The following is a 19592-nucleotide window of genomic DNA, read 5'->3' as shown; positions in this document are numbered from 1 at the left end:
TGATGAACCAGCAGGCATAAAAAAGGCGACTTTTCAGCCGCCTAATTAATGATTAACTTACTTCAGCGCTTCTCGCTGAGCTTCAAAAATGGTATTTAAACCTGTTTTAGCTAACGCCAATAGGGCTAATAACTCTTCATGACTAAACGGTTCTCCTTCTGCGGTGCCCTGTACTTCAATCATTCGGCCATCATCCATCATGACAACATTCATATCGGTTTCAGCTGCAGAATCTTCAACATACTCAAGATCACATAGAGCTTCTTGGTTTACAATTCCAACCGAAACGGCAGCAACCATTGATTTTAGTGGGCTTTTTGCAATTTTACCTTGCTCAACCATGTTATTCAGTGCATCAACAAGCGCCACACAAGCACCAGAAATCGCTGCTGTCCGTGTACCACCATCCGCTTGAATAACATCACAGTCTAAAGTAATGGTGTATTCACCTAATTTTTTAAGGTCAACCGCAGCACGTAAAGAACGTGCAATTAAACGTTGGATTTCCATCGTACGACCGGTTTGTTTTCCTCGTGCAGCTTCACGTTGATTACGTGAGTTTGTTGCGCGCGGTAACATGCCATACTCCGCTGTAACCCAACCTTGCCCCTGCCCTTTTAAAAAGCGAGGAACCCCTTCTTCAACAGTTGCATTACATAACACCTTCGTGTCGCCAAACTCAATAAGAACAGAGCCTTCTGCATGCTTAGTATAGTTGCGCGTGATGGTAATCGGGCGCATTTGGTCTGCTTGTCTATCTGCTGGGCGCATGGTGTTATCTCCATTATCAACTCAAATTGGGACGCATTATACGTTGTTCAAGCGATAATGCCTATCCTGTCATCCTGCATAGCGTTATAATCGCCTAAATCTTTACGATAATGGGAACGAATTATGATCCGTAGTATGACCGCTTTTGCCCGTCGGGATATCAAGGGTGAATGGGGGAATGCGGCCTGGGAGCTGCGTTCCGTGAACCAACGTTATTTAGAAACGTATATTCGCTTACCTGAGCAATTCAGAAGCCTTGAGCCCGTTATTCGCGAACGTCTGCGTTCTCGCCTAACACGTGGAAAGGTAGAATGTAGCCTACGCTTTGAGTTAGATGGCGCAAATCGTGGTGAATTAATCCTAAATGAACAATTAGCACGCCAATTAATCAGTGCTGCGAATTGGGTTAAAAATTACAGCCATGAAGGTGAAATAAACCCATTAGAAATTTTGCGTTGGCCGGGTGTGATGTCAGCAGGTGAACAAGATTTAGATGTCATCAGCGAACAGCTACTGGCAGGCTTAGATGAAGCTATTGATGCTTTCATTCAAAGCCGTGAAGCTGAAGGTGCTTCATTGCATGCACTCATCGAACAACGCCTTGATGGCGTCTTAGTTGAAGTCGCAAAAGTACGTCAACATATGCCAGAAATTTTACAGTGGCAACGTGAACGCTTACAAAATAAGTTAGAAGAAGCTGATATTCAAGTGGATAACAACCGTCTGGAACAAGAACTTATTCTATTGGCTCAACGTGTTGATGTTGCAGAAGAACTGGATAGACTAGAAGCTCACGTTAAAGAAACGCGTAATATCTTGAAGAAAAAAGAGGCAACTGGTCGCCGCCTTGACTTTATGATGCAAGAATTCAACCGCGAAGCTAATACGTTAGCGTCAAAATCAATTAATAGCGAAGTTACAACCTCTGCAGTTGAACTCAAAGTATTAATCGAGCAAATGAGAGAACAAATTCAGAATATTGAATAATCACTCCTTGACGATTTTAATCCATAAAAAGCTAATCGACCTTAATTATCGTTTGGCTTTTTTTGGAGATATTCTCAATATTTACTCGAAATAGGTGCTAGTTGTCACGATTTTTGAAGCTATATTCCACAACAACCCTTCGACGATATTAAAAAATTTATACCGAAGCAGTATTAATTATTCTTTCTCAAATAATTAGTAACGTCGATTAAATCGTTCCCCATGAAATCATAACAACTTGATTTTTCATAATAAAATTTATTACCTATCTATTTTCCTAAAAATAAGATCTCGCTCATAAATCAATCAAATGTTTTGAGTTCAGTCACAGATAACAAAACAGATCTTTGACACCTCAATAACTGCTTATTAACATCCGTCTTGTATACAAGTTGAATTCAATATAAATACAATAAGGTTGATTACCTCGACAAACCAATAAAAAGGTAACTCTATGTCACATAATGATTCTGTTGTAACACCAGCAACGAAAGACTCACCAGGGCGTTTACGTTGGGGATTAGCAGCAATATTTTTTATTATCGGTTTGATTGCGTATATGGATCGCGCCAATATTTCCATTGTGGCCGAACATATGATGACCGATTTAGGAATGAGCAAAGTTCAATTTGGCTTTTTGGGTGCGTTATTTTCTCTTGGCTATGCACTAGCCCAAATCCCAAGCGGGATACTTGCAGAGCGGTTTGGTAGCAGACTAATCGCAACCATCAGCCTATATATTTGGTCTGCATTTACCATCTTAACTGTCGTGGCTCCTACCTATATTTGGCTATGTATCGTACGCTTCCTATTCGGCGTTGGGGAAGCGCCGCTCTACCCTGCAAATGCCGTTTTTAATACATGGTGGTTTCGCCAAAATGAAAAGGCACGAGCCGCTAGCTTCTTACTTGCCGGTTCCTATTTTGGGCCTGTGATTGCCCCCACTCTTACCGTATTTATTATGATTTCATTCGGGTGGCATGCCGTTTTCTATATATTTGGTGTGATTGGCATTCTTATCGGCATGGTTTGGTATTTTTTTGCCAGAAATAAGCCTGAGCAACACCCTAAAATTTCTCAAAGTGAAATCGCATTCATCCATGAAGGCCGAACAATTAGTGAGCAAGGCGGTACTGATGTTAAAGCCCCTTGGCGCAAATTTATGAAAGAACGTCCTTTCTGGGCTGTTGGCTTCCAATATTTTTTTGTTGCCTATATGACCACCTTATTCATGATTTGGTTACCCACCTACTTACAAGAAGCTCGAGGCTTTTCATTAACCCAAATGGGCGTAGCCGCCAGTTTTCCTTGGTTAGCAATTTGTATCGCAGTACTCACTGCAGGCTCAATTTCTGATTGGTTACTCAACAAAGGGTACTCGCAGTTAGTCGCTAGGGGCTATATCGCGATTGCCGGTTTTATTCTATTTATCGTGGGGATTTGCGGCGCAGCTCAAACTGAAAGTGCCATCGCTAGTGTTGCATGGCTAACCCTTGCGCTCGGCTCTCTAGGATTACCAGTTGTGACCTCTTGGGCAATCGCAGCAGATAAAGGCCGCCAATATGCTGGCTCGGTCAGTGGATGGATGAACTTGTGGGGTAATCTCGGTGGTGTTATTTCCCCTATTTTATGTGGCTGGCTTGCACAGCATTTTGGCTGGACCGTCGCTTTACTTTTCAATGTGATACCTATCAGTTTAGCGATTGTTTGCTGGTTTTTCATTCAGCCTGATAAACCTTTAGCTGCTGCCGTTAATCCTGACTAATTTTTACCCAAAACACATTATATTCAATAAATAAAGGTGTCCCTATGTTTACATTAAATCCTCGAGTTGCCTGTTTTAGCCCAGAAGTTATCGAAAGTTGCCGTGATGTTTGCCCGTCAACTATTGGACACATGACTGACTTCGGTTTTCTAAAAACATTACGCCCACAAATTGAACAGTGCCAATTTATTGGTAATGCTGTAACTGTACGTATTCCGCATATGGATTCATCTGCTGTACATAAGGTTTTCGACATCGTACAAGAAGGCGATGTTGTCTGTATCGATATGTCTGGGGATTATGATCGTGCTTGTTGGGGCGAAATGGTTTCTTACATGGCACGGGCAAAGAAAATTGCCGGCGCAGTTATTGATGGTTGTGTCACTGATATCAAAGCATTACGTGAGATTGGTGTTCCTATTTATGCACGTAAAGTGAGCCCGTTGACGACGCGAATCTTAGGTATTGAAGGCGCAATTAATGTGCCAATTAGTATAGATGGCGTAACGATTCATCCCGGTAATTTAATCATCGCAGATGGTGATGGCATTTTAGTCGCCGATGAAGTTACTCTGCAAGAATATCGTCAACGAGCCCTTAATGCTCAACATGCTGAAATTGATGTTAAAAAGCGTATTGATGCTGGTGAAACATTAGCGGCGATTTCAGGTGCAGCTAAATTTTTTGAATAAGGAGACTCCATGAAAATTGCAATTGCTCAGCTTGCCAGTAGCCCAGATAAAGCTCTAAATTTAAAAAAAGCCTGTGACGCTATACAAAAAGCTGCTCAAGGCGGTGCCGACCTCGTCCTATTGCCGGAAATGTTCATGGCATTTGTTCCTGCAGATAGCGGTATTAGCTATGCCGATGTCGCAGAGCCTGTTGATGGCCCTTTTGTCTCCGAGTTGGCAAAAACCGCTAAACAATGCGGTATTTATGTGACTTGTGGAATTTATGAAAGTGCCCCGAATGAGCCGAAAAGAGCATTCAACACGACAGTTATGTTGAACCGCCAAGGTGAGCTTATCTATCATTACCAAAAAACCCACCTGTACGATGCCTTTTCATATCAGGAATCCCTCAACATTATTCAAAGTAATAATGCGTTAAAACCTGTGGAAACTGAATTTGGCAAAATTGGCGTTTTAGTCTGTTATGAGTTGCGTTTCCCAGAAGTTGCTCGAAAACTAACCTTAGCTGGCGCAGACCTTATACTCGTTCCCACAGCATGGGTAAGTGGGCCACTTAAAGAGGAGCATTACCAAACATTAGTTAAAGCACGCGCTTTGGAGAACACAATTCCTGTCTGCGCATGTGACCAAACTGGTAATATTTTTATTGGCCGCAGCCTTGTTTGTGATGCGCTTGGCGTAACCATTGCCTCTGCTGGCTACGATGAAACACTATTTTTTGCTGAAATATCAACGCAGCATACCGCAGAAACACGAGAAAAATTACCTTGCATGCAAAACCGGCGCCCTGAGCTGTATTAGTCTAAAAAACTGGCAAGGATGCTGGTTTATTCAACAAGTTAAGTTCAATTACCCACCAAAATTTAACAGCGCCCTAAATAATATAAAACTAGTGCATTACTTGTATACCAGCCTATTCCTTTCTATACTCACTAAAATTTCTATTATTAACACAAGATCCTGATGAAAGATAAACCACTAAGCCAACAAGCCTATACCGCAATTAAGCATAAAATTCTCAGTAAGCAATTTGGAGAGGAAAGTTATACCTCTGAAAATAGCTTAGTTGAGGAACTCGGTATGAGTCGCACCCCAATTCGCGAAGCCTTATATCAATTGCAAAATGAAGGCTTAGTCAAAATTATCCCTCGAAAAGGTGTTTTTATTCAGAAACTATCGTTAAAAGAGACTCGAGATAATTATGATTTACGCTTAGCAATTGAGTCACATGCAATTAAATTAGTGCGTGAATATTTAACTAATGAGCATTTTTCTATTTTAGAGACCATTATTGAGCAGCAAAATGAACTATTGAAGGAAAATGACTATCAAGGTTGGATAAAAGAAGATGAACGATTCCACCGTTTCTTCTTAGAATTATTGGATAACTCAGTTTTCTTAGATTTAGCGGACAATATTCGCCAGCGAGTATATTTTCAGCCCGACCCTATTTATCGCAATGAATATTATTATGAATCTACACGCCAACATCAGCAATTGGTTGAGCAACTCAAAGCAAAAGAATTTACCCTTGCGGAAGAAACGCTGACTGAGCATATTTTACGCGGTAAACGTAATTATGTTTAATGTTAAAACTAACAAAAAAGAGAAAACCAAATTTATGGTTTTCTCTTAAATTGAATGTTATTTATAACGATTTATCTTAGCTAGATTTGGCTTCTTTCAGTGCTGCGTCTTTATCATGGTGATAATGGAACGTAAATTGGAATATTATTGCCAATACAACAGTATAAGAAGCAAAAACTAACCAAATCATTTGCCAATCTTTAATACCATCCACGGTGTAATAGTCGACAACCAATCCACTTAGTATCGCACCAAAATAGGCCCCAACACCGTTAACCATTGTCATAAATAAGCCTTGGGCACTCGCACGCATACGCGTATCTACTTCTCTTTCAATAAATATAGAGCCTGAAATATTAAAGAAATCAAATGCGCAGCCATAAACAATCATCGACATGATCAAGAACATCAAACCAATGGCTGATGGGTCGCCAAACGCAAAGAAACCAAAGCGTAGTGTCCAAGCGAACATACTTAATAACATGACTGTTTTAATGCCATAGCGTTTCAAGAAAAATGGAATTGCTAAGATAAAACACACTTCAGCCATCTGAGAGATCGATAATAATATCGATGGATACTGTACCACCAAACTATCTTGGTATAACGGGTTCAGCCCGAAGTCGTGCAAGAATGGGTTACCAAATGTATTCGTGATTTGTAAAACAGCGCCAAGTAACATAGCGAATAAGAAAAATACCGCCATAATAGGCTTTTTAAATAACACCAAAGCATCTAAACCTAGCTTACTGATCCAGCTACTTGAAATCGCTTTTTTATTGACTTCAATTTTTGGCAAAGTTAGTGAATAAAGCGCTAAAAGCAATGAACAACCACCTGCAATATAAAGCTGCATACTACTTAGCTCAAATTTCAATAAGCTAATGCTCCACATTGCAACAATAAAGCCTACCGTACCAAACACACGAATAGGTGGAAAGTTACTCACTGAATCGAGCTGATATTGGCTTAATGATGAATAACTGATGCTATTTGAGAGTGCAATTGTTGGCATAAAGGCCATTGCATTAATTAACATCACCCAGAACATGATAGTTGAACTTGTGACTGTTGCGGCATAAAACAATGCAGCAGCCCCAATCAAATGGCAAATCATATATAAACGATTTGCTGGAATGTATTTATCTGCAATGATTCCGATAAGCCCGGGCATTAAAATAGCAGCAATACCCTTTGAGCTATACACCATACCGACTTCTGCACCTGAAAAACTCAATGTTTTCATCATGTACGAGCCGAGTGTAACTAACCAACTTCCCCAAACAAAATATTGCAGGAAAAGCATGATTTTCAAGCGGGATTTAATATTCATACAAGGCTCCGTTTGGAGTTATATTTATTTGTTTTTATTTTCAATTCAGCAATGGTAACACCCATAAGGATGACAGCAACACCAACAAACTGAATGAATTCAAGAGGTAAATGCAATACCGTTACGGATAATAAAATCGTGACAGGTAACTGCATTGAGCTAACAATGGTCGCTAAACTGGTACCGATCAGTGGAGTACCTTTGGCAAACATCCACATACCGAAGAAAGAACCAAAGAAAGCCAGAGGTAATCCGTATGAGAAAAATAGAGATTGAAACGTTGAAGCGCTCAATAAGAATGTTGGCGGAACAACAATTGATGTCAAAATTGCGCCCCCTGTTACCATAATTGCAGAACGCATCATAGGATCTGTTTTAACCGCTAATGCTCCACTGACGTAAACACGAATAGCGTTCGATAATGCTGCACATAATCCTAATAGCACACCAAGCCAGTGAAACACGATCCCTGAACTGTTTAACAAACCTGTCGCTAATACTGTTCCAATTAATATCACCACAACTGACACCATGGTCATTACGGGAGGAATTTTGCGGTCAATAAATGCGTTAATTGCAACCCCCATCCATGTAAATTGCAAAAAGAGTACGACACCAAGTGCAGGGGATAAATATTGCAATGATGCATAATACAAAAGCCCGGTTAACCCGGTTGTCGTCCCAGTGAGTAACATTAGTAGGCCTTGCCGACGTGTTGGCCATACTAGACGTGCTTTTTTAACTAATACGCCTGCGACAACAAAAAACCACAGTAAAATCGCACCTAATACCGTTTGGCTACCGATGACATCATTCAAGGAATACCCTGCGCGGTAGGCCAACACGACGAGTGTTGAAAGGATGCCATAACTACAAGCGCCTAAAGAAACTAAAATTAGACCTTTAAATTTCATTTCAATATTCACCTTATTTAGTGTCATGGACATCTTTATATTAGTTTGAGAAAAAGAACCTAAAAAATTAGAAGCGTTCGATCACGCCTGTCACTAATTTCAAGAAGGTCGCTTTAACTTTTTCAGCTGTTTCAATAACTTCGTCATGACTAAGTGGCTGTTCTAAAATACCGCAAGCCATATTGGTTAAGCAGGAAATGCCCACTGTTTTAATTTGTGAATGATGAGCGACCAGAGCTTCTGGTACGGTAGACATACCAACAGCATCTGCGCCTAAGGTTCTGATCATACGAATTTCGGCAGGTGTTTCATAAGTTGGGCCTGTCCACCATGCATAAACACCTTCACGGACAGAAACACCTTGTTCAGCCGCTACATTCTTGATTGTTTGGCGTAATTCTTTGTTATACACCTCACTGACATCCAAGAAACGCACCCCTAATTCAGGGTTATTTGGCCCCATCAGTGGGTTATTTGCAGTTAAATTAATATGATCGGTAATAATCATCAGATCACCTGGGTTGAAGTCGGTATTTACCGCACCGCAGGCATTGGTGATAATCAATTTTTCAACACCCAACGCTTTCATCAAACGCACAGGGAAAGTGACTTGGTCAAGGGTAAAGCCTTCGTAATAGTGGAAACGGCCTTTCATGGCAACCACATTTTTACCTGCGATGGTGCCGATCACCAATTCATTGGCATGCCCTACCGCTTCAGATTTAGCAAAGTGTGGAATTTCGCTATAAGGAATATGCACTGCATTTTCTAATGTATCCGCGAACGGACCGAGTCCTGAACCCAGAATAATGCCCACTGTTGGTTTAATATCTGTGCGAGACTGAATAAAGCTTAAGCTTTCTAGAATATCTTTTGTATGATGCATGGTTGTCTCCAAATTGACATCGACTAAAAATTGTTAAAATTGATCATAAAGCAATTTAGAAACAGAACAGCGATCTTAATCTCATTTTAATAAAAAGTATTTCGATATGATGTGTCACAGGAAGCAGAATCTTATGCGTATATTTGCTAATCTTTATCGATAGAGTCGGAATGAAAAGGAGTGAGGCGCTTGTTACATACACTATTAAATGAATTTCGCACCTCAAAAAATTCAAAAACACAAAAACTCAAAACGCTTTACCGATTAATTTTAAACCATGGTCCCATTAGGGCAGAGACGTTGACATCACTGGCTAGCATGAAACCAGCAACTTGTGCTCGGTTACTCGACGAACTTGGGAGAAATCACTTAATTTCGACTTCTGAGCTCGGAGAGTCGACCGGTGGCCGCAAACCAATCCTCTATAACATTAATGCTGCAGATGGTTATCTTGTTGGCATTGAAATGAGTGATATATATTCAACGATTGTTTTACAAAACCTAAAATTGGATATTTTAGGTATGGTAAAAGTGAAATATGAGCACCTAGAAACCGCAGAAAATATGGTGGATCATCTGCTCAACAGATTAGATATTTTATTAGCTGAACATGGACTTAGCGTAGAAAGCTTGTTGGGTATCGGCATCGCCATCGACCATATTTTAGAACGTGATAAACTGCCATATCATCAATACCACGCAAGAATAAAAGAACTTCACGACTACATTTCCAGTAAAGTTCCTTGTTTTGTGTTACTCGGAAGTGGGATTAGTTTTGCGGCTTTTGCTGAGTATCGCTTGCGCTATACCTCTGATAGCCAAAGATTTTTATTCACAACCTGTGATACTGATATTCGCAGTTGCACCATCATCAATAACCAATACGCTCCGGCCCCCATTAGTACAGCTCAAGCCTTTGGCCATACAACGATTGATATTAATGGCCAGCGCTGTGAATGTGGGTCATTTGGCTGTTTAAAGCAATATAGTTCACTGTCTGCGATTAAGGCACGAGTAATCCACCAACTCAGGTTGGGTAAAAGTTCAATAATCAATGAATTAGTTAATAATGAGTCTGAAATTAGCTACCATACTATTTTCCAAGCTCTCACATTGGACGATGCCCTGTGCCTCGAAGCGCTTGGTGAAGCGGCCTATTATTATGGTATCGCCATCGCTAATGCTATTTTAACGACTCAAGCCGATGTGGTGGTGTGCGGCGGCACCCTGACACCTAAAAATCACTTTTTTGAGATGACCAAAAAGTCGATTGAAGAAAAACTCGCTATTTTCCCCCATATTAAGACACGCATTTATCCCGCCAATGATTCATATGAAATCGTTGCTCAGGGTGCTGGTGGAATGGTAATGGAGAAGTACCTTGCTGATTAAGCGGTTCTTTCATTAAAACAGATAGAGTGTAGAATAAATCAACAAACCTATACTCTATCACTATTAATGAGGGGATCATGTTAGAATTTGAACACATCAGTAACACGGCGAAATCACTGGTACTACAGCAACTTAATTCTCAATCTCCTCTTGTTCATTGCATGACAAACGATGTTGTTCAGACCTTCACTGCCAATGTCCTATTAGCACTCGGCTGTTCCCCAGCCATGGTGATTGAACCCGAAGAAGCTGAGCAGTTTGCCGCTATCGCACATGGCTTACTAATTAATGTGGGCACATTAACGACAGAGCGTCGATATGCGATGAAATGTGCGGTTAACAGTGCAAATCAAGCACAAAAACCTTGGGTACTTGACCCTGTCGCTGCAGGTGCGCTCAGCTTTCGTACCCATTTTTGCCATGAATTGTTGACACTCAAACCTGCCGCTATTCGCGGTAATGCTTCTGAAATTATGGCGTTAGCAGGAAGCAGTGCAGGTGGCAGAGGCGTTGATTCCCTTAACTCCACTGATGATGCACTCCCCGCGGCACAATTATTAGCGAGACAAGCTAAGACTATTGTTGCGATAAGCGGTGAAGTGGATTACATCACCGATGGAACACGCACCTTTGCGGTGACTGGCGGCCATATTTTAATGACTCGGGTGGTCGGTACGGGATGCGCTCTTTCTGCGGTGGTTGCTGCATGTTGTGCTCTACCTGGTGATAGGCTGCAAAATGTTGCCGCTGCTTGCGCTATCATGAAGCAAGCCGGAGAAACCGCAACCCAGCGCTGCCATGGGACAGGTAGTTTTATCCCTGAATTTTTAGATGCGCTTTATCAATAGTTTTGTTGTGATCGGTAACTTTGTTATTTTCGGTAATTTAGTAGTAATGAAAACTTGGCATAGCACACTAAAGCCGAGTTTTCTTTCCTCTTATTTTTCTTGACCAATGACGAAAGTTATCTCTAAAACGAATAAAGCGATAAACACAATTTTTGCTATCGGGTTCAATATCGTAAAAACGCTGTAATGCAATTAAATCATTCGCTTTGCAAATAGCAAAATTACCATAATCTGATAAATCAATAACCTTTAGCCCCACATTGGTTACAACAAAGTTTCCTGCATGGATGTCATTAGAAGATAAACCATAGTTATGTAATTGGTTAATGACAGACTTCATTTCTGCATAGTAAGGCGTAATATCATCCAGTTCAGATAAAACCGTTCCTTCCACATATTCCGCAATAATCCATGTTTCTACTGACTCACGACCGACCATTTTTTCAGCAACGAAATAGATGTCATTGGTTACCATACAACCTTTATTTTGAGCAGAGACTAATCGCATTAATAACTGTGAATAAAAAGGTCCTGAAATAATACGCATCAACCGTTTTTCAATACGCTTATCCCGTTCTTTTTCACATTTAATAATATAGTTTTGCCCATCTACATGAATACGAGCAACACTTCTCTCAATATTTCCGCTACTTAAATTCTTACCCGAGATCTTCCCATCAATATAATCATTAACAATTTGCCAAAAATCTATCTCACCTTCTTTTTGATAGGTGATAAAACCGTCTCTTTGTTTTTTTATTATGTTCTGCATAGCAAAATAGCCAATTTTTAATCAATTGACGGATGCTAGCAAATGGCAAACGACATTTCTTAGCGATTGTTGCAAAATGGCGTCTAAAAATAGGTAAGTTGTGCGATATACCTCAAAATTGGTAAGGTTTTAGAAAAGCTGTACGGCTCTATCTATGAGAGCAGGTCACCATAGTGCCAACCTACTCTCATAAAAACCGCTTAGTCGTTACCAAATAAATCGCGGGTATAGACTTTCTCTGCCACATCTTCCAGCTCAGGCACCATCCGGTTGGCTAAAATAATGTCGCTTTCTGCTTTGAAAGTCTCTAAGTCACGAATAACTTTAGAGCGGAAAAATTCATTTTCTTTTAAAACAGGCTCATACACCACCACTTCGATACCCTTGGCTTTGATGCGTTTCATCACACCCTGTACCGCAGAGGCGCGGAAATTATCAGAGCCAGCCTTCATCACTAAGCGATAAACACCGACTTTACGTGGTGCTTTAGCAATAATCGCATCGGAAATAAAGTCTTTGCGGGTACGGTTCGATTCCACAATGGCGTTAATCAAGTTATTTGGCACATCATCGTAGTTAGCTAACAGTTGTTTGGTATCTTTTGGTAAACAATAACCACCGTAACCGAATGATGGGTTGTTATAATGGCTGCCAATACGTGGGTCTAAAGAGACCCCTTCAATAATTTGGCGTGCATTTAGACCGCGGCTTTCTGCATAGGTGTCGAGCTCATTAAAGTATGCCACACGCATCGCTAAATAGGTGTTGGCAAACAGCTTAATGGCTTCGGCTTCGGTGCCATCCGTAAATAACACGGGAACGTCTTTTTTAATCGCACCTTCAAGCAGTAAATCCGCAAAAATTTTCGCGCGCTCTGAACGCTCTCCTACCACGATACGGGACGGGTGCAAGTTATCCCACAAAGCGCGGCCTTCACGTAAAAATTCAGGAGAGAAAATCACGTTGGTATAACCAAATTCTTCACGTAAACGCGCGGTAAAGCCCACCGGAATAGTGGATTTTACGATGATCGTCGCTTGCGGGTTAATTTCATTCACATCATGAATAACAGACTCAACCGATCTAGTATTGAAGTAATTGGTTTTTGGGTCATAGTCAGTTGGTGTAGCCACAATCACGTACTGAGCGCCTGTGTAGGCCTCTGTTTTATCTTCTGTAGCGCGAAAATTGAGCGTCTTTTCCGTTAAAAATTGCTCAATTTCTGCATCAACAATCGGTGATTGATGGTTGTTTAACATCGCCACTTTTTCAGGGATGATGTCCACGGCGACCACTTCGTGGTGTTGTGACAGCAACATGGCGTTAGATAAGCCGACGTAACCGGTTCCTGCGATTGCTATTTTCAAACTTGCCTCTCAAATCCTGCTAAAGATGTTACAGCTTATTGATATTATTGGTGGTAATAAGAACGATACCAATCCACAAATGCCTGAACACCCTGCTCAATAGAAACTTGTGGGCGATAACCAGTCACATTAAACAAGTCTTCTGTATCCGCCCAAGTGGTGTATACATCACCCGCTTGCATAGGTAAAAAATTTTTAATCGCTTCTTTACCCAGTGCTTTTTCCAGTGCAGAAATAAATTCAATCAATTTAACGGGTTGACCATTACCAATATTATAGATTCGATATGGCGCGCTGCTTTCTGCCGGTGATGCCGAAGGGTTATTCGGGTTTGTTTGTGGAATTATATCTGAAATACGGATCACACCTTCGACAATATCATCAACAAAAGTGAAATCACGACTGAGATTGCCGTTATTATAGACATCGATAGGCTCGCCCGCCAAAATAGCTTTCGTAAACTTGAATAAAGCCATGTCTGGGCGCCCCCATGGGCCGTAAACCGTAAAGAAGCGCAACCCAGTCGTTGGAAGCTGGTATAAATGCGAGTAGGAGTGCGCCATTAATTCATTGGCTTTCTTCGTTGCCGCATACAGTGAAATAGGGTGATCGGTTGCCATGTCCGTGGTAAATGGCGTCTTATCGGTCACTCCGTACACCGAACTTGAAGAGGCATAGACCAAATGCTTCACTTTTGCTTGGCGACAGCCTTCTAAAATAGCGAGGTGACCAGTCAAATTACTGTCTGCATAAGCAAATGGGTTTTCCAATGAGTAACGGACCCCCGCTTGTGCTGCTAGGTGAATGACTCGGTCAAATTGCTCTTGGGTACACAATACCCGAACGGTTTCACGGTCAGTGAGGTCAAGATGAATAAAGCGAAATAAAGGGAACTGCTCCAATAAATGTAAACGGGATTGTTTAAGCCCTTGATCATAATATGCATTTAAGTTATCAATCCCAACAACTTCATGTCCGTCCTCTAATAAACGCTGGCAAAGCTTAAAACCAATAAAACCCGCACTTCCCGTGACCAAATATTTCATATTCATTGTCTTCTAGCGTTAAACCATTCTTAAGCTCTGAATGAGCACCAAATTTCACAGAAAAAATACCTAAAATTAAGACAAAAATAATAACGAATGGTTTTGTTATTAAAACAAGAAAGCCTAAAAAAATAATAAATTTTAAGAAAGTATTAATATTTTAGGTAGGAAATAACAAAAAAGAGGGGAACAGCCGTAAATATCTACGGCTGATAATAACATACTATTGCATATCACCTTTATTGGCGTTAGCCGCTTCTAAAGTTCCATAAACATAGTTACGGTAGCTATCAAGTAACTTCTGGTCTTCACAATCATTCAGCTTGCCATCACATAAGTGACGCATTTTGATGTTGGCCTCATAAAATGGGGATATTTTTAAATTCGCTCTTTCCAATAAAATACCACCTAAGAAGGAAATATCGGTTAGCTGGCCCGTTTTGATCACCGTCCCTGATTTTAAATTATCCCGTAAGGTAAATTGTGTTAAGTAAGCGGGAGATGAAAATGAAGAATTATACTGATTTAAACTAATGCCTGGTTGATGGTCACCAAAATATAAAAACATCAACGGGCGCTCACGTTTTTCAATAAAGTCTGCAAAATTGCGTATTGATGCATCTGAAGTGGCGATTTTGTCCATATAATGGCTAAATTCACCCGCAGCATCAGGGTTTTTAATTTTGTCTTTTATGCCATAGTCATCACTATGACTCTCTTTATAAGGGCCATGTTCATACATGGTAAGAGAGAAAATAAATACAGGTTTATCTGTTTCTTGAGCTAAGATTTCTTTCACGTATTTCAGCATATCATCGGTGCTGATCGTCCATAAGTTATCTTGTAGTTTTCCTGGGTAGCCAAGTTCTTGTGGTTGAATAATTCTATCAACCCCAAGCGTTTCATAGGCATGGCCTGAATGGTATGCACCTTTATTAAAAGGAGTAAGTACCACAGTATAATAACCGTTGGCCTTCATTTCTTTGAATAAGCTATTTTTAAGGTGGTCAACGATAAAATAAAATACACCGCTTTTTTGCGCACCGAAATCATCGCTATTTAAGCCAGTTAAGGCGGAGAATTCAGATAACCAAGTTCCCCCTCCAAAAGTTTGTACCCGCATCTGACTATGCGCACTTACGCCATTATCTTGCTGGAACATAAATAAATTGGGAAGCTTGGTTCCTTCAGGTAAATCATAAATATGTGGGTCAACAGTAGATTCTTGTAGTAATAAAACGATGTCTGGCTTTTCTGATACCACATTATTTTCTAGGGAGATAGCAGCTGCTTTTTTCACAAAGTAATCAGCTGAACCTGCAAATTCAGGAGACTGATAACTCGCATTTTGTGCTGACATAATAATATTGGTCACTGTCCCTCGGCCTTTTGGCAACGTCTGAGACCATCTGTCATAATAATGTGAGCTTGTGAAGTTAATACTAAAATAACCTGCAACAATAAGAACGACACCAATAACGCGAGTAATCTTTGATTTACTTGGTTTGACCAACCGCCAGCTAATAACCCCATTAATGACTAATAATATAAGCAACCCGACCAATGCGACACCCGCTAACCAATAATGACCCAAGGTCCCCATATTGGAAGTGTCCGTCATGATATTGATATCACTAAAGAAGAGTTGTTCTTTGTAATAATGAACTTTTAACTGGTTCAGGAATTTAATGATGATAAATAATGTACTGGTAATAATCACAGAAAATAACCAGCGGGCTGTTAGCACCATTAAAATACCGAATAAAACGGCATATACACTGACCGATATGAGTGCAGGATAAATTACACTACCTTTTTCAAAGACTAAGAAAAGGGAGCCAATAAAGATCAATGCCAGATAAAAGCCTGCAAATAACTTTTTCTTCATTAGTTTTACCACAAGTTTAATATTGGAGGTTGCTATGAAGCACTACTATAACGGATTAAAACACTCAATTTATTCAACGAAAATGCCTTTATCTCGTAAATGGTGACCATCGCCTTTACGACGAGTAAAACCGCTTTTATCAAAAAACTCAAGAATTTGAATCGCGAGTTTTCGACCAATCCCTAATTCGTTACGAAAATCAGCCGCAAAAATAGCTTCATTTTCCAAGCAATAACGATGAATAAGTGAAGCAAAATAATTAATTTGTTCATGACTATAATAGCGGTCACGAACTATTGCTGTAATTAACCCCATTTGTGCCGCCTTTTTTAACACGCGGCGCATCGTATCTTCTTCATAACCACTTTCTAATGCTAAATCACGCACCCACCACGCCTCATTACGTGAAAATAATGGGTATATTTGTTGCCAAATCAGCTGCTGTTGCGCATCAAAAACCAACCCATGTTGAGGCATATGCAACCAGCCACGTGTTTGCTTAATAACATTGTCAGTAATTAGGTCATCAATGAATTTAAAGGCTAATGCTTCACTCATTGAAGGCAGAGCCATACGTTTTAAACGTGCTTTGCCAACACCAATTTGGTCACTGTGTATTTCATTAAATTTTTCAAGAGTTTGAACGATATGTTCTTTCGCTATTTGCGTTTTAAATATGGATAAAACGTGATTGCCAACCCGTTCCACATCCGTTTTTGCTAATAAGTTATCTAACGCCTCATGGGTGAGCTGCCGCGCCCAACTGTAATCCCGTAAATTAAGTTCACCTTGTGGAAGTTGTAACTTAAAGTGAGCCAGTTCGTCTTGTTCTCGGCAAAGCCTAGATAACCAATCCAAAAACTCTGGGAGTCTTTTACCTCGGCGTGGGGAAACCAAACGTATCACTCGAGCCCCACCTAACGTTTGGCGAGCGCTAATATCACGAATGATTAACCGGTCATTCTCTACTAACCATAATGGGGTATCTAAAATTAATTCTGCGAGAACAGGGGTTTCTCCTTGTTCCACTAATAATGATACTCGGCCAGTGATATGGCTTGCACCATGATAGAGATGCACAGGCTGCCAGTGCTTAATTAATGTATCGCATTCCAGTTCGACAATAACCCGTGTTGCAATAAATGCGGGTTGCTCTGCAAGTAACCAATCACCTCGAGTGATATTTTCTTTATCAATATCACCTGTCAAATTTAAAGCCACACGGTCCCCCGCGACAGCGAATTCAGATATTTGGTTTTGCCGGTGAATACCTCTGACACGAACTTGCTTATCCGCCCCAGTCACCCAAAGTGACTCGCCAACGTGAATTTTTCCCGCTAACGCGGTACCAGTCACCACAATCCCTGCACCTTTAACCAAAAAAACGCGGTCAATGGCTAAACGAAAACGACGTTGGATATTGGGATGTGAACCACTTTGCTGATGAAGCTGTTGCAGATATAACCGTAGCGCATCAATGCCACGCCCATCTTCAATAGACGTAATAAATAGTTTTGCATCTGGCCAACCTTGCTGAGCCAACTCAGAGGTAACTTGCTCCGTGACCTGTTCAATTCGCGAATGATCAACTCTGTCAGCCTTCGTCAGTATGACACTGACATTTTCACAGCCCGCTAGTCTTAAAATAGAAAGGTGTTCTAGGGTTTGCGCCATTACACCATCATCACAAGCGACAACCAAAAGCGCATGATTTATACCGCCAATCCCAGCCAACATATTGGCTAAAAACTTTTCGTGTCCTGGAACGTCGATAAAACCAATCGAGCTACCATCAGGCTGCGGCCAGTAGGCATACCCTAGGTCAATGGTCATTCCGCGCTTTTTTTCCTCGGGGAGGTGTGCGGTATTTACGCCAGTAATAGCTTGAATTAATGAGGTTTTGCCATGGTCAACATGGCCTGCTGTCGCAAAAATCATGAAAGTAAAGCCTGTAATAACGCATGTTCATCATCAAGACAGCGCAGGTCAAGCCACAATTTACCTTCTTTCATACGCCCAATCACAGGTTGAGGTAACTGACGCCATTGCGTAGCGAGTTGCTCTAATGTGCTACCTTTTCCATTTAATGGTGTAAAGGTTACCGCAAAGCTTGGAAGACGGTCGATGGGAAGTGAGCCGCTACCTATTTGTGAGAGGCAATGCTCAACTTCAACAATAAATTTATCCCCGTAAAAGGCTTGTAGAGCAACAACTATGCTTTCTGCGCTATCACGAATAGTTTCAGGATCTCGTGTTAGCCAACGTAATGTGGGTAATTCTGTTGTGAGTTTTTCGGGCGTTAAATACAGTTTTAGCGTTGCTTCAAGTGCAGCTAGAACCATTTTATCAACCCGTAAAGCACGTTTTAATGGATGTTTTTGAATTGCATCAATCCATTTCTTCTTCCCTAAAATAATCCCTGCTTGTGGACCACCGAGAAGTTTATCTCCAGAAATTGAAACTAAATCAATACCTTGAGAAAGGTAACTTTGTGGCATGGGCTCTGCGGGTAGCCCATAAGCCGTCATGTCAATCATCGAACCACTGCCTAAATCAATTGCCGTTGGTAATTGGTACTTTCTACCTAGCTCTGCAAGCTCTTCACCTTCAACTTCAGCAGTAAATCCTTCAATACTGTAATTGCTGGTATGCACTTTCATTAATAGTGCAGTTTGATCATTAATCGCATTCTCATAGTCACGTAAGTGGGTCCGATTTGTTGTTCCCACTTCAACTAATTGGCAGCCAGCCTGAGCCATGACATCAGGCACTCGAAAAGCCCCGCCAATCTCAACTAATTCACCACGAGAAACAATAACTTGCTGGCCATTCGCAACCGTTGCTAACAATAATAAAACTGCGGCAGCATTATTATTAACAATACACGCATCTTCTGCGCCAGTGAGCTCACACAGTAAATCAGCAATCGCACGGTCACGATGCCCACGCATCGCGCCATCTAGAGAATATTCTAATGTGACAGGCGAACTCATCACTTGGCTAACCGCATTCACGGCTGTGGTCGACATTACCGCACGGCCTAAATTGGTATGTAACACCGTACCGGTCAAGTTAAACACGTTTTTTAGGGCACTTTGCCCTAAAGCTTGATGGCGTTGAGCTAACTCTTTTACCCAATCTTCCTGCCAGGCAGGTAATTTCCCTGCCTGTGCAATACAGGTTCGAGCTTGCTCTTGCATCTCACGTAAACATGCAGTGACCCAGTGAGCCCCTGATTGTTCAATCAATATTTGCACTTCATCGAGTTGCAATAATTTATCAATCGCAGGAAGTTGGCGATATAAAACCAAGTCTGATTCAGCCATAGTCACGATTCTCTTTTA

The 19592-nt window shown here is 41.0% G+C and carries 17 protein-coding genes; 7 read left to right on the top strand and 10 right to left on the bottom strand.

The features are described 5' to 3' along the window. Nucleotides 1–57: 57 nt before the first annotated feature. Nucleotides 58–771 carry a ribonuclease PH gene (gene rph / locus PR767_RS11975; protein WP_004265108.1) on the bottom strand — a complete coding sequence of 238 codons (714 nt, stop codon included), beginning with the start codon at nucleotides 769–771 and terminating at the stop codon, nucleotides 58–60. 123 nt (nucleotides 772–894) lie between these two features. Here rph and PR767_RS11970 point away from each other — a divergent pair, with 123 nt between their 5' ends. The 5 genes from PR767_RS11970 to PR767_RS11950 all read left to right on the top strand — a co-directional run bounded on the left by PR767_RS11970 (nucleotide 895) and on the right by PR767_RS11950 (nucleotide 5802). Continuing rightward, nucleotides 895–1758 (top strand): YicC/YloC family endoribonuclease, encoded by an 864-nt coding sequence (locus PR767_RS11970; protein WP_004906895.1) that lies wholly within the window; start codon nucleotides 895–897, stop codon nucleotides 1756–1758. Nucleotides 1759–2212: 454 nt separating this feature from the next. After that, entirely contained in the window at nucleotides 2213–3523 is a 1311-nt protein-coding gene (locus PR767_RS11965; protein ID WP_109912527.1) for an MFS transporter, read from the top strand. A gap of 44 nt (nucleotides 3524–3567) precedes the next feature. Then, nucleotides 3568–4215, top strand: coding sequence for an RraA family protein (locus PR767_RS11960; protein ID WP_004906874.1), 648 nt, complete (start codon nucleotides 3568–3570; stop codon nucleotides 4213–4215). Nucleotides 4216–4224: 9 nt separating this feature from the next. Next, a complete protein-coding gene (locus PR767_RS11955; RefSeq protein WP_115168214.1) occupies nucleotides 4225–5016 on the top strand; it encodes a carbon-nitrogen hydrolase family protein in 792 nt (263 codons plus the stop codon). Between the two features lie 162 nt (nucleotides 5017–5178). Next, nucleotides 5179–5802 carry a GntR family transcriptional regulator gene (locus PR767_RS11950; protein ID WP_198642151.1) on the top strand — a complete coding sequence of 208 codons (624 nt, stop codon included), beginning with the start codon at nucleotides 5179–5181 and terminating at the stop codon, nucleotides 5800–5802. A 76-nt stretch (nucleotides 5803–5878) separates the two neighbouring features. On the opposite strand, the gene PR767_RS11945 is transcribed toward PR767_RS11950, so the two are convergent. From PR767_RS11945 to PR767_RS11935, 3 genes are all read right to left on the bottom strand, one after another. After that, on the bottom strand, nucleotides 5879–7135 hold the full coding sequence (locus PR767_RS11945; RefSeq protein WP_109912530.1) for a nucleoside permease: 1257 nt from the start codon (nucleotides 7133–7135) through the stop codon (nucleotides 5879–5881). Then, nucleotides 7132–8049: a DMT family transporter gene (locus PR767_RS11940; RefSeq protein ID WP_004906867.1), complete on the bottom strand. Its 918-nt coding sequence runs from the start codon at nucleotides 8047–8049 to the stop codon at nucleotides 7132–7134. Before PR767_RS11940 ends, PR767_RS11945 begins: the two co-directional genes overlap by 4 nt. Before the next feature lie 67 nt (nucleotides 8050–8116). Continuing rightward, a complete protein-coding gene (locus PR767_RS11935) occupies nucleotides 8117–8935 on the bottom strand; it encodes a purine-nucleoside phosphorylase (protein ID WP_004906865.1) in 819 nt (272 codons plus the stop codon). A gap of 189 nt (nucleotides 8936–9124) precedes the next feature. On the opposite strand from PR767_RS11935, the gene PR767_RS11930 reads away from it, so the two are divergent. Both PR767_RS11930 and thiM read left to right on the top strand, forming a co-directional pair. Then, nucleotides 9125–10327: an ROK family protein gene (locus PR767_RS11930; RefSeq protein ID WP_272520383.1), complete on the top strand. Its 1203-nt coding sequence runs from the start codon at nucleotides 9125–9127 to the stop codon at nucleotides 10325–10327. A 77-nt stretch (nucleotides 10328–10404) separates the two neighbouring features. Next, complete coding sequence (gene thiM, locus PR767_RS11925) at nucleotides 10405–11175, top strand: hydroxyethylthiazole kinase (RefSeq protein WP_004906861.1); 771 nt, start codon at nucleotides 10405–10407, stop codon at nucleotides 11173–11175. A 67-nt stretch (nucleotides 11176–11242) separates the two neighbouring features. Here the strand turns inward: thiM and PR767_RS11920 are convergent, their stop codons facing one another. The 6 genes from PR767_RS11920 to selA all read right to left on the bottom strand — a co-directional run bounded on the left by PR767_RS11920 (nucleotide 11243) and on the right by selA (nucleotide 19574). Continuing rightward, complete coding sequence (locus tag PR767_RS11920) at nucleotides 11243–11947, bottom strand: lipopolysaccharide core heptose(II) kinase RfaY (protein WP_109912532.1); 705 nt, start codon at nucleotides 11945–11947, stop codon at nucleotides 11243–11245. Nucleotides 11948–12147: 200 nt separating this feature from the next. Next, nucleotides 12148–13314, bottom strand: a complete 1167-nt coding sequence (locus PR767_RS11915; protein WP_004906857.1) for a nucleotide sugar dehydrogenase — start codon at nucleotides 13312–13314, stop codon at nucleotides 12148–12150. A gap of 44 nt (nucleotides 13315–13358) precedes the next feature. After that, a complete protein-coding gene (locus PR767_RS11910) occupies nucleotides 13359–14360 on the bottom strand; it encodes an NAD-dependent epimerase (RefSeq protein WP_109912561.1) in 1002 nt (333 codons plus the stop codon). Nucleotides 14361–14583: 223 nt separating this feature from the next. Next, on the bottom strand, nucleotides 14584–16248 hold the full coding sequence (locus tag PR767_RS11905; protein ID WP_109912533.1) for an LTA synthase family protein: 1665 nt from the start codon (nucleotides 16246–16248) through the stop codon (nucleotides 14584–14586). A 69-nt stretch (nucleotides 16249–16317) separates the two neighbouring features. Then, nucleotides 16318–18186, bottom strand: a complete 1869-nt coding sequence (gene selB, locus PR767_RS11900; RefSeq protein WP_109912534.1) for a selenocysteine-specific translation elongation factor — start codon at nucleotides 18184–18186, stop codon at nucleotides 16318–16320. Next, nucleotides 18183–19574: an L-seryl-tRNA(Sec) selenium transferase gene (selA, locus tag PR767_RS11895; RefSeq protein WP_004906852.1), complete on the bottom strand. Its 1392-nt coding sequence runs from the start codon at nucleotides 19572–19574 to the stop codon at nucleotides 18183–18185. The genes selB and selA overlap by 4 nt, the downstream gene beginning before the upstream one ends. Nucleotides 19575–19592 lie beyond the last annotated feature (18 nt).

Source organism: Providencia sp. PROV223, from assembly GCF_028479245.1.
GTDB lineage: Bacteria > Pseudomonadota > Gammaproteobacteria > Enterobacterales > Enterobacteriaceae > Providencia > Providencia rettgeri.
The sequence above is the reverse complement of the archived record's forward strand: the minus strand, read 5'-3'. Positions and strand labels throughout refer to the sequence as shown.

Coding starts and splice junctions, on each gene's coding strand:
- thiM (WP_004906861.1), top strand. CDS start 10,405: ATGTTAGAATTTGAACACATCAGTAACACGGCGAAATCACTGGTACTA.
- PR767_RS11920 (WP_109912532.1), bottom strand. CDS start 11,947: ATGCAGAACATAATAAAAAAACAAAGAGACGGTTTTATCACCTATCAA.
- PR767_RS11950 (WP_198642151.1), top strand. CDS start 5,179: ATGAAAGATAAACCACTAAGCCAACAAGCCTATACCGCAATTAAGCAT.
- PR767_RS11955 (WP_115168214.1), top strand. CDS start 4,225: ATGAAAATTGCAATTGCTCAGCTTGCCAGTAGCCCAGATAAAGCTCTA.
- PR767_RS11940 (WP_004906867.1), bottom strand. CDS start 8,049: ATGAAATTTAAAGGTCTAATTTTAGTTTCTTTAGGCGCTTGTAGTTAT.
- PR767_RS11960 (WP_004906874.1), top strand. CDS start 3,568: ATGTTTACATTAAATCCTCGAGTTGCCTGTTTTAGCCCAGAAGTTATC.
- PR767_RS11905 (WP_109912533.1), bottom strand. CDS start 16,248: ATGAAGAAAAAGTTATTTGCAGGCTTTTATCTGGCATTGATCTTTATT.
- selA (WP_004906852.1), bottom strand. CDS start 19,574: ATGGCTGAATCAGACTTGGTTTTATATCGCCAACTTCCTGCGATTGAT.
- PR767_RS11910 (WP_109912561.1), bottom strand. CDS start 14,360: ATGAAATATTTGGTCACGGGAAGTGCGGGTTTTATTGGTTTTAAGCTT.
- PR767_RS11945 (WP_109912530.1), bottom strand. CDS start 7,135: ATGAATATTAAATCCCGCTTGAAAATCATGCTTTTCCTGCAATATTTT.
- rph (WP_004265108.1), bottom strand. CDS start 771: ATGCGCCCAGCAGATAGACAAGCAGACCAAATGCGCCCGATTACCATC.
- PR767_RS11965 (WP_109912527.1), top strand. CDS start 2,213: ATGTCACATAATGATTCTGTTGTAACACCAGCAACGAAAGACTCACCA.
- PR767_RS11935 (WP_004906865.1), bottom strand. CDS start 8,935: ATGCATCATACAAAAGATATTCTAGAAAGCTTAAGCTTTATTCAGTCT.
- selB (WP_109912534.1), bottom strand. CDS start 18,186: ATGATTTTTGCGACAGCAGGCCATGTTGACCATGGCAAAACCTCATTA.
- PR767_RS11970 (WP_004906895.1), top strand. CDS start 895: ATGATCCGTAGTATGACCGCTTTTGCCCGTCGGGATATCAAGGGTGAA.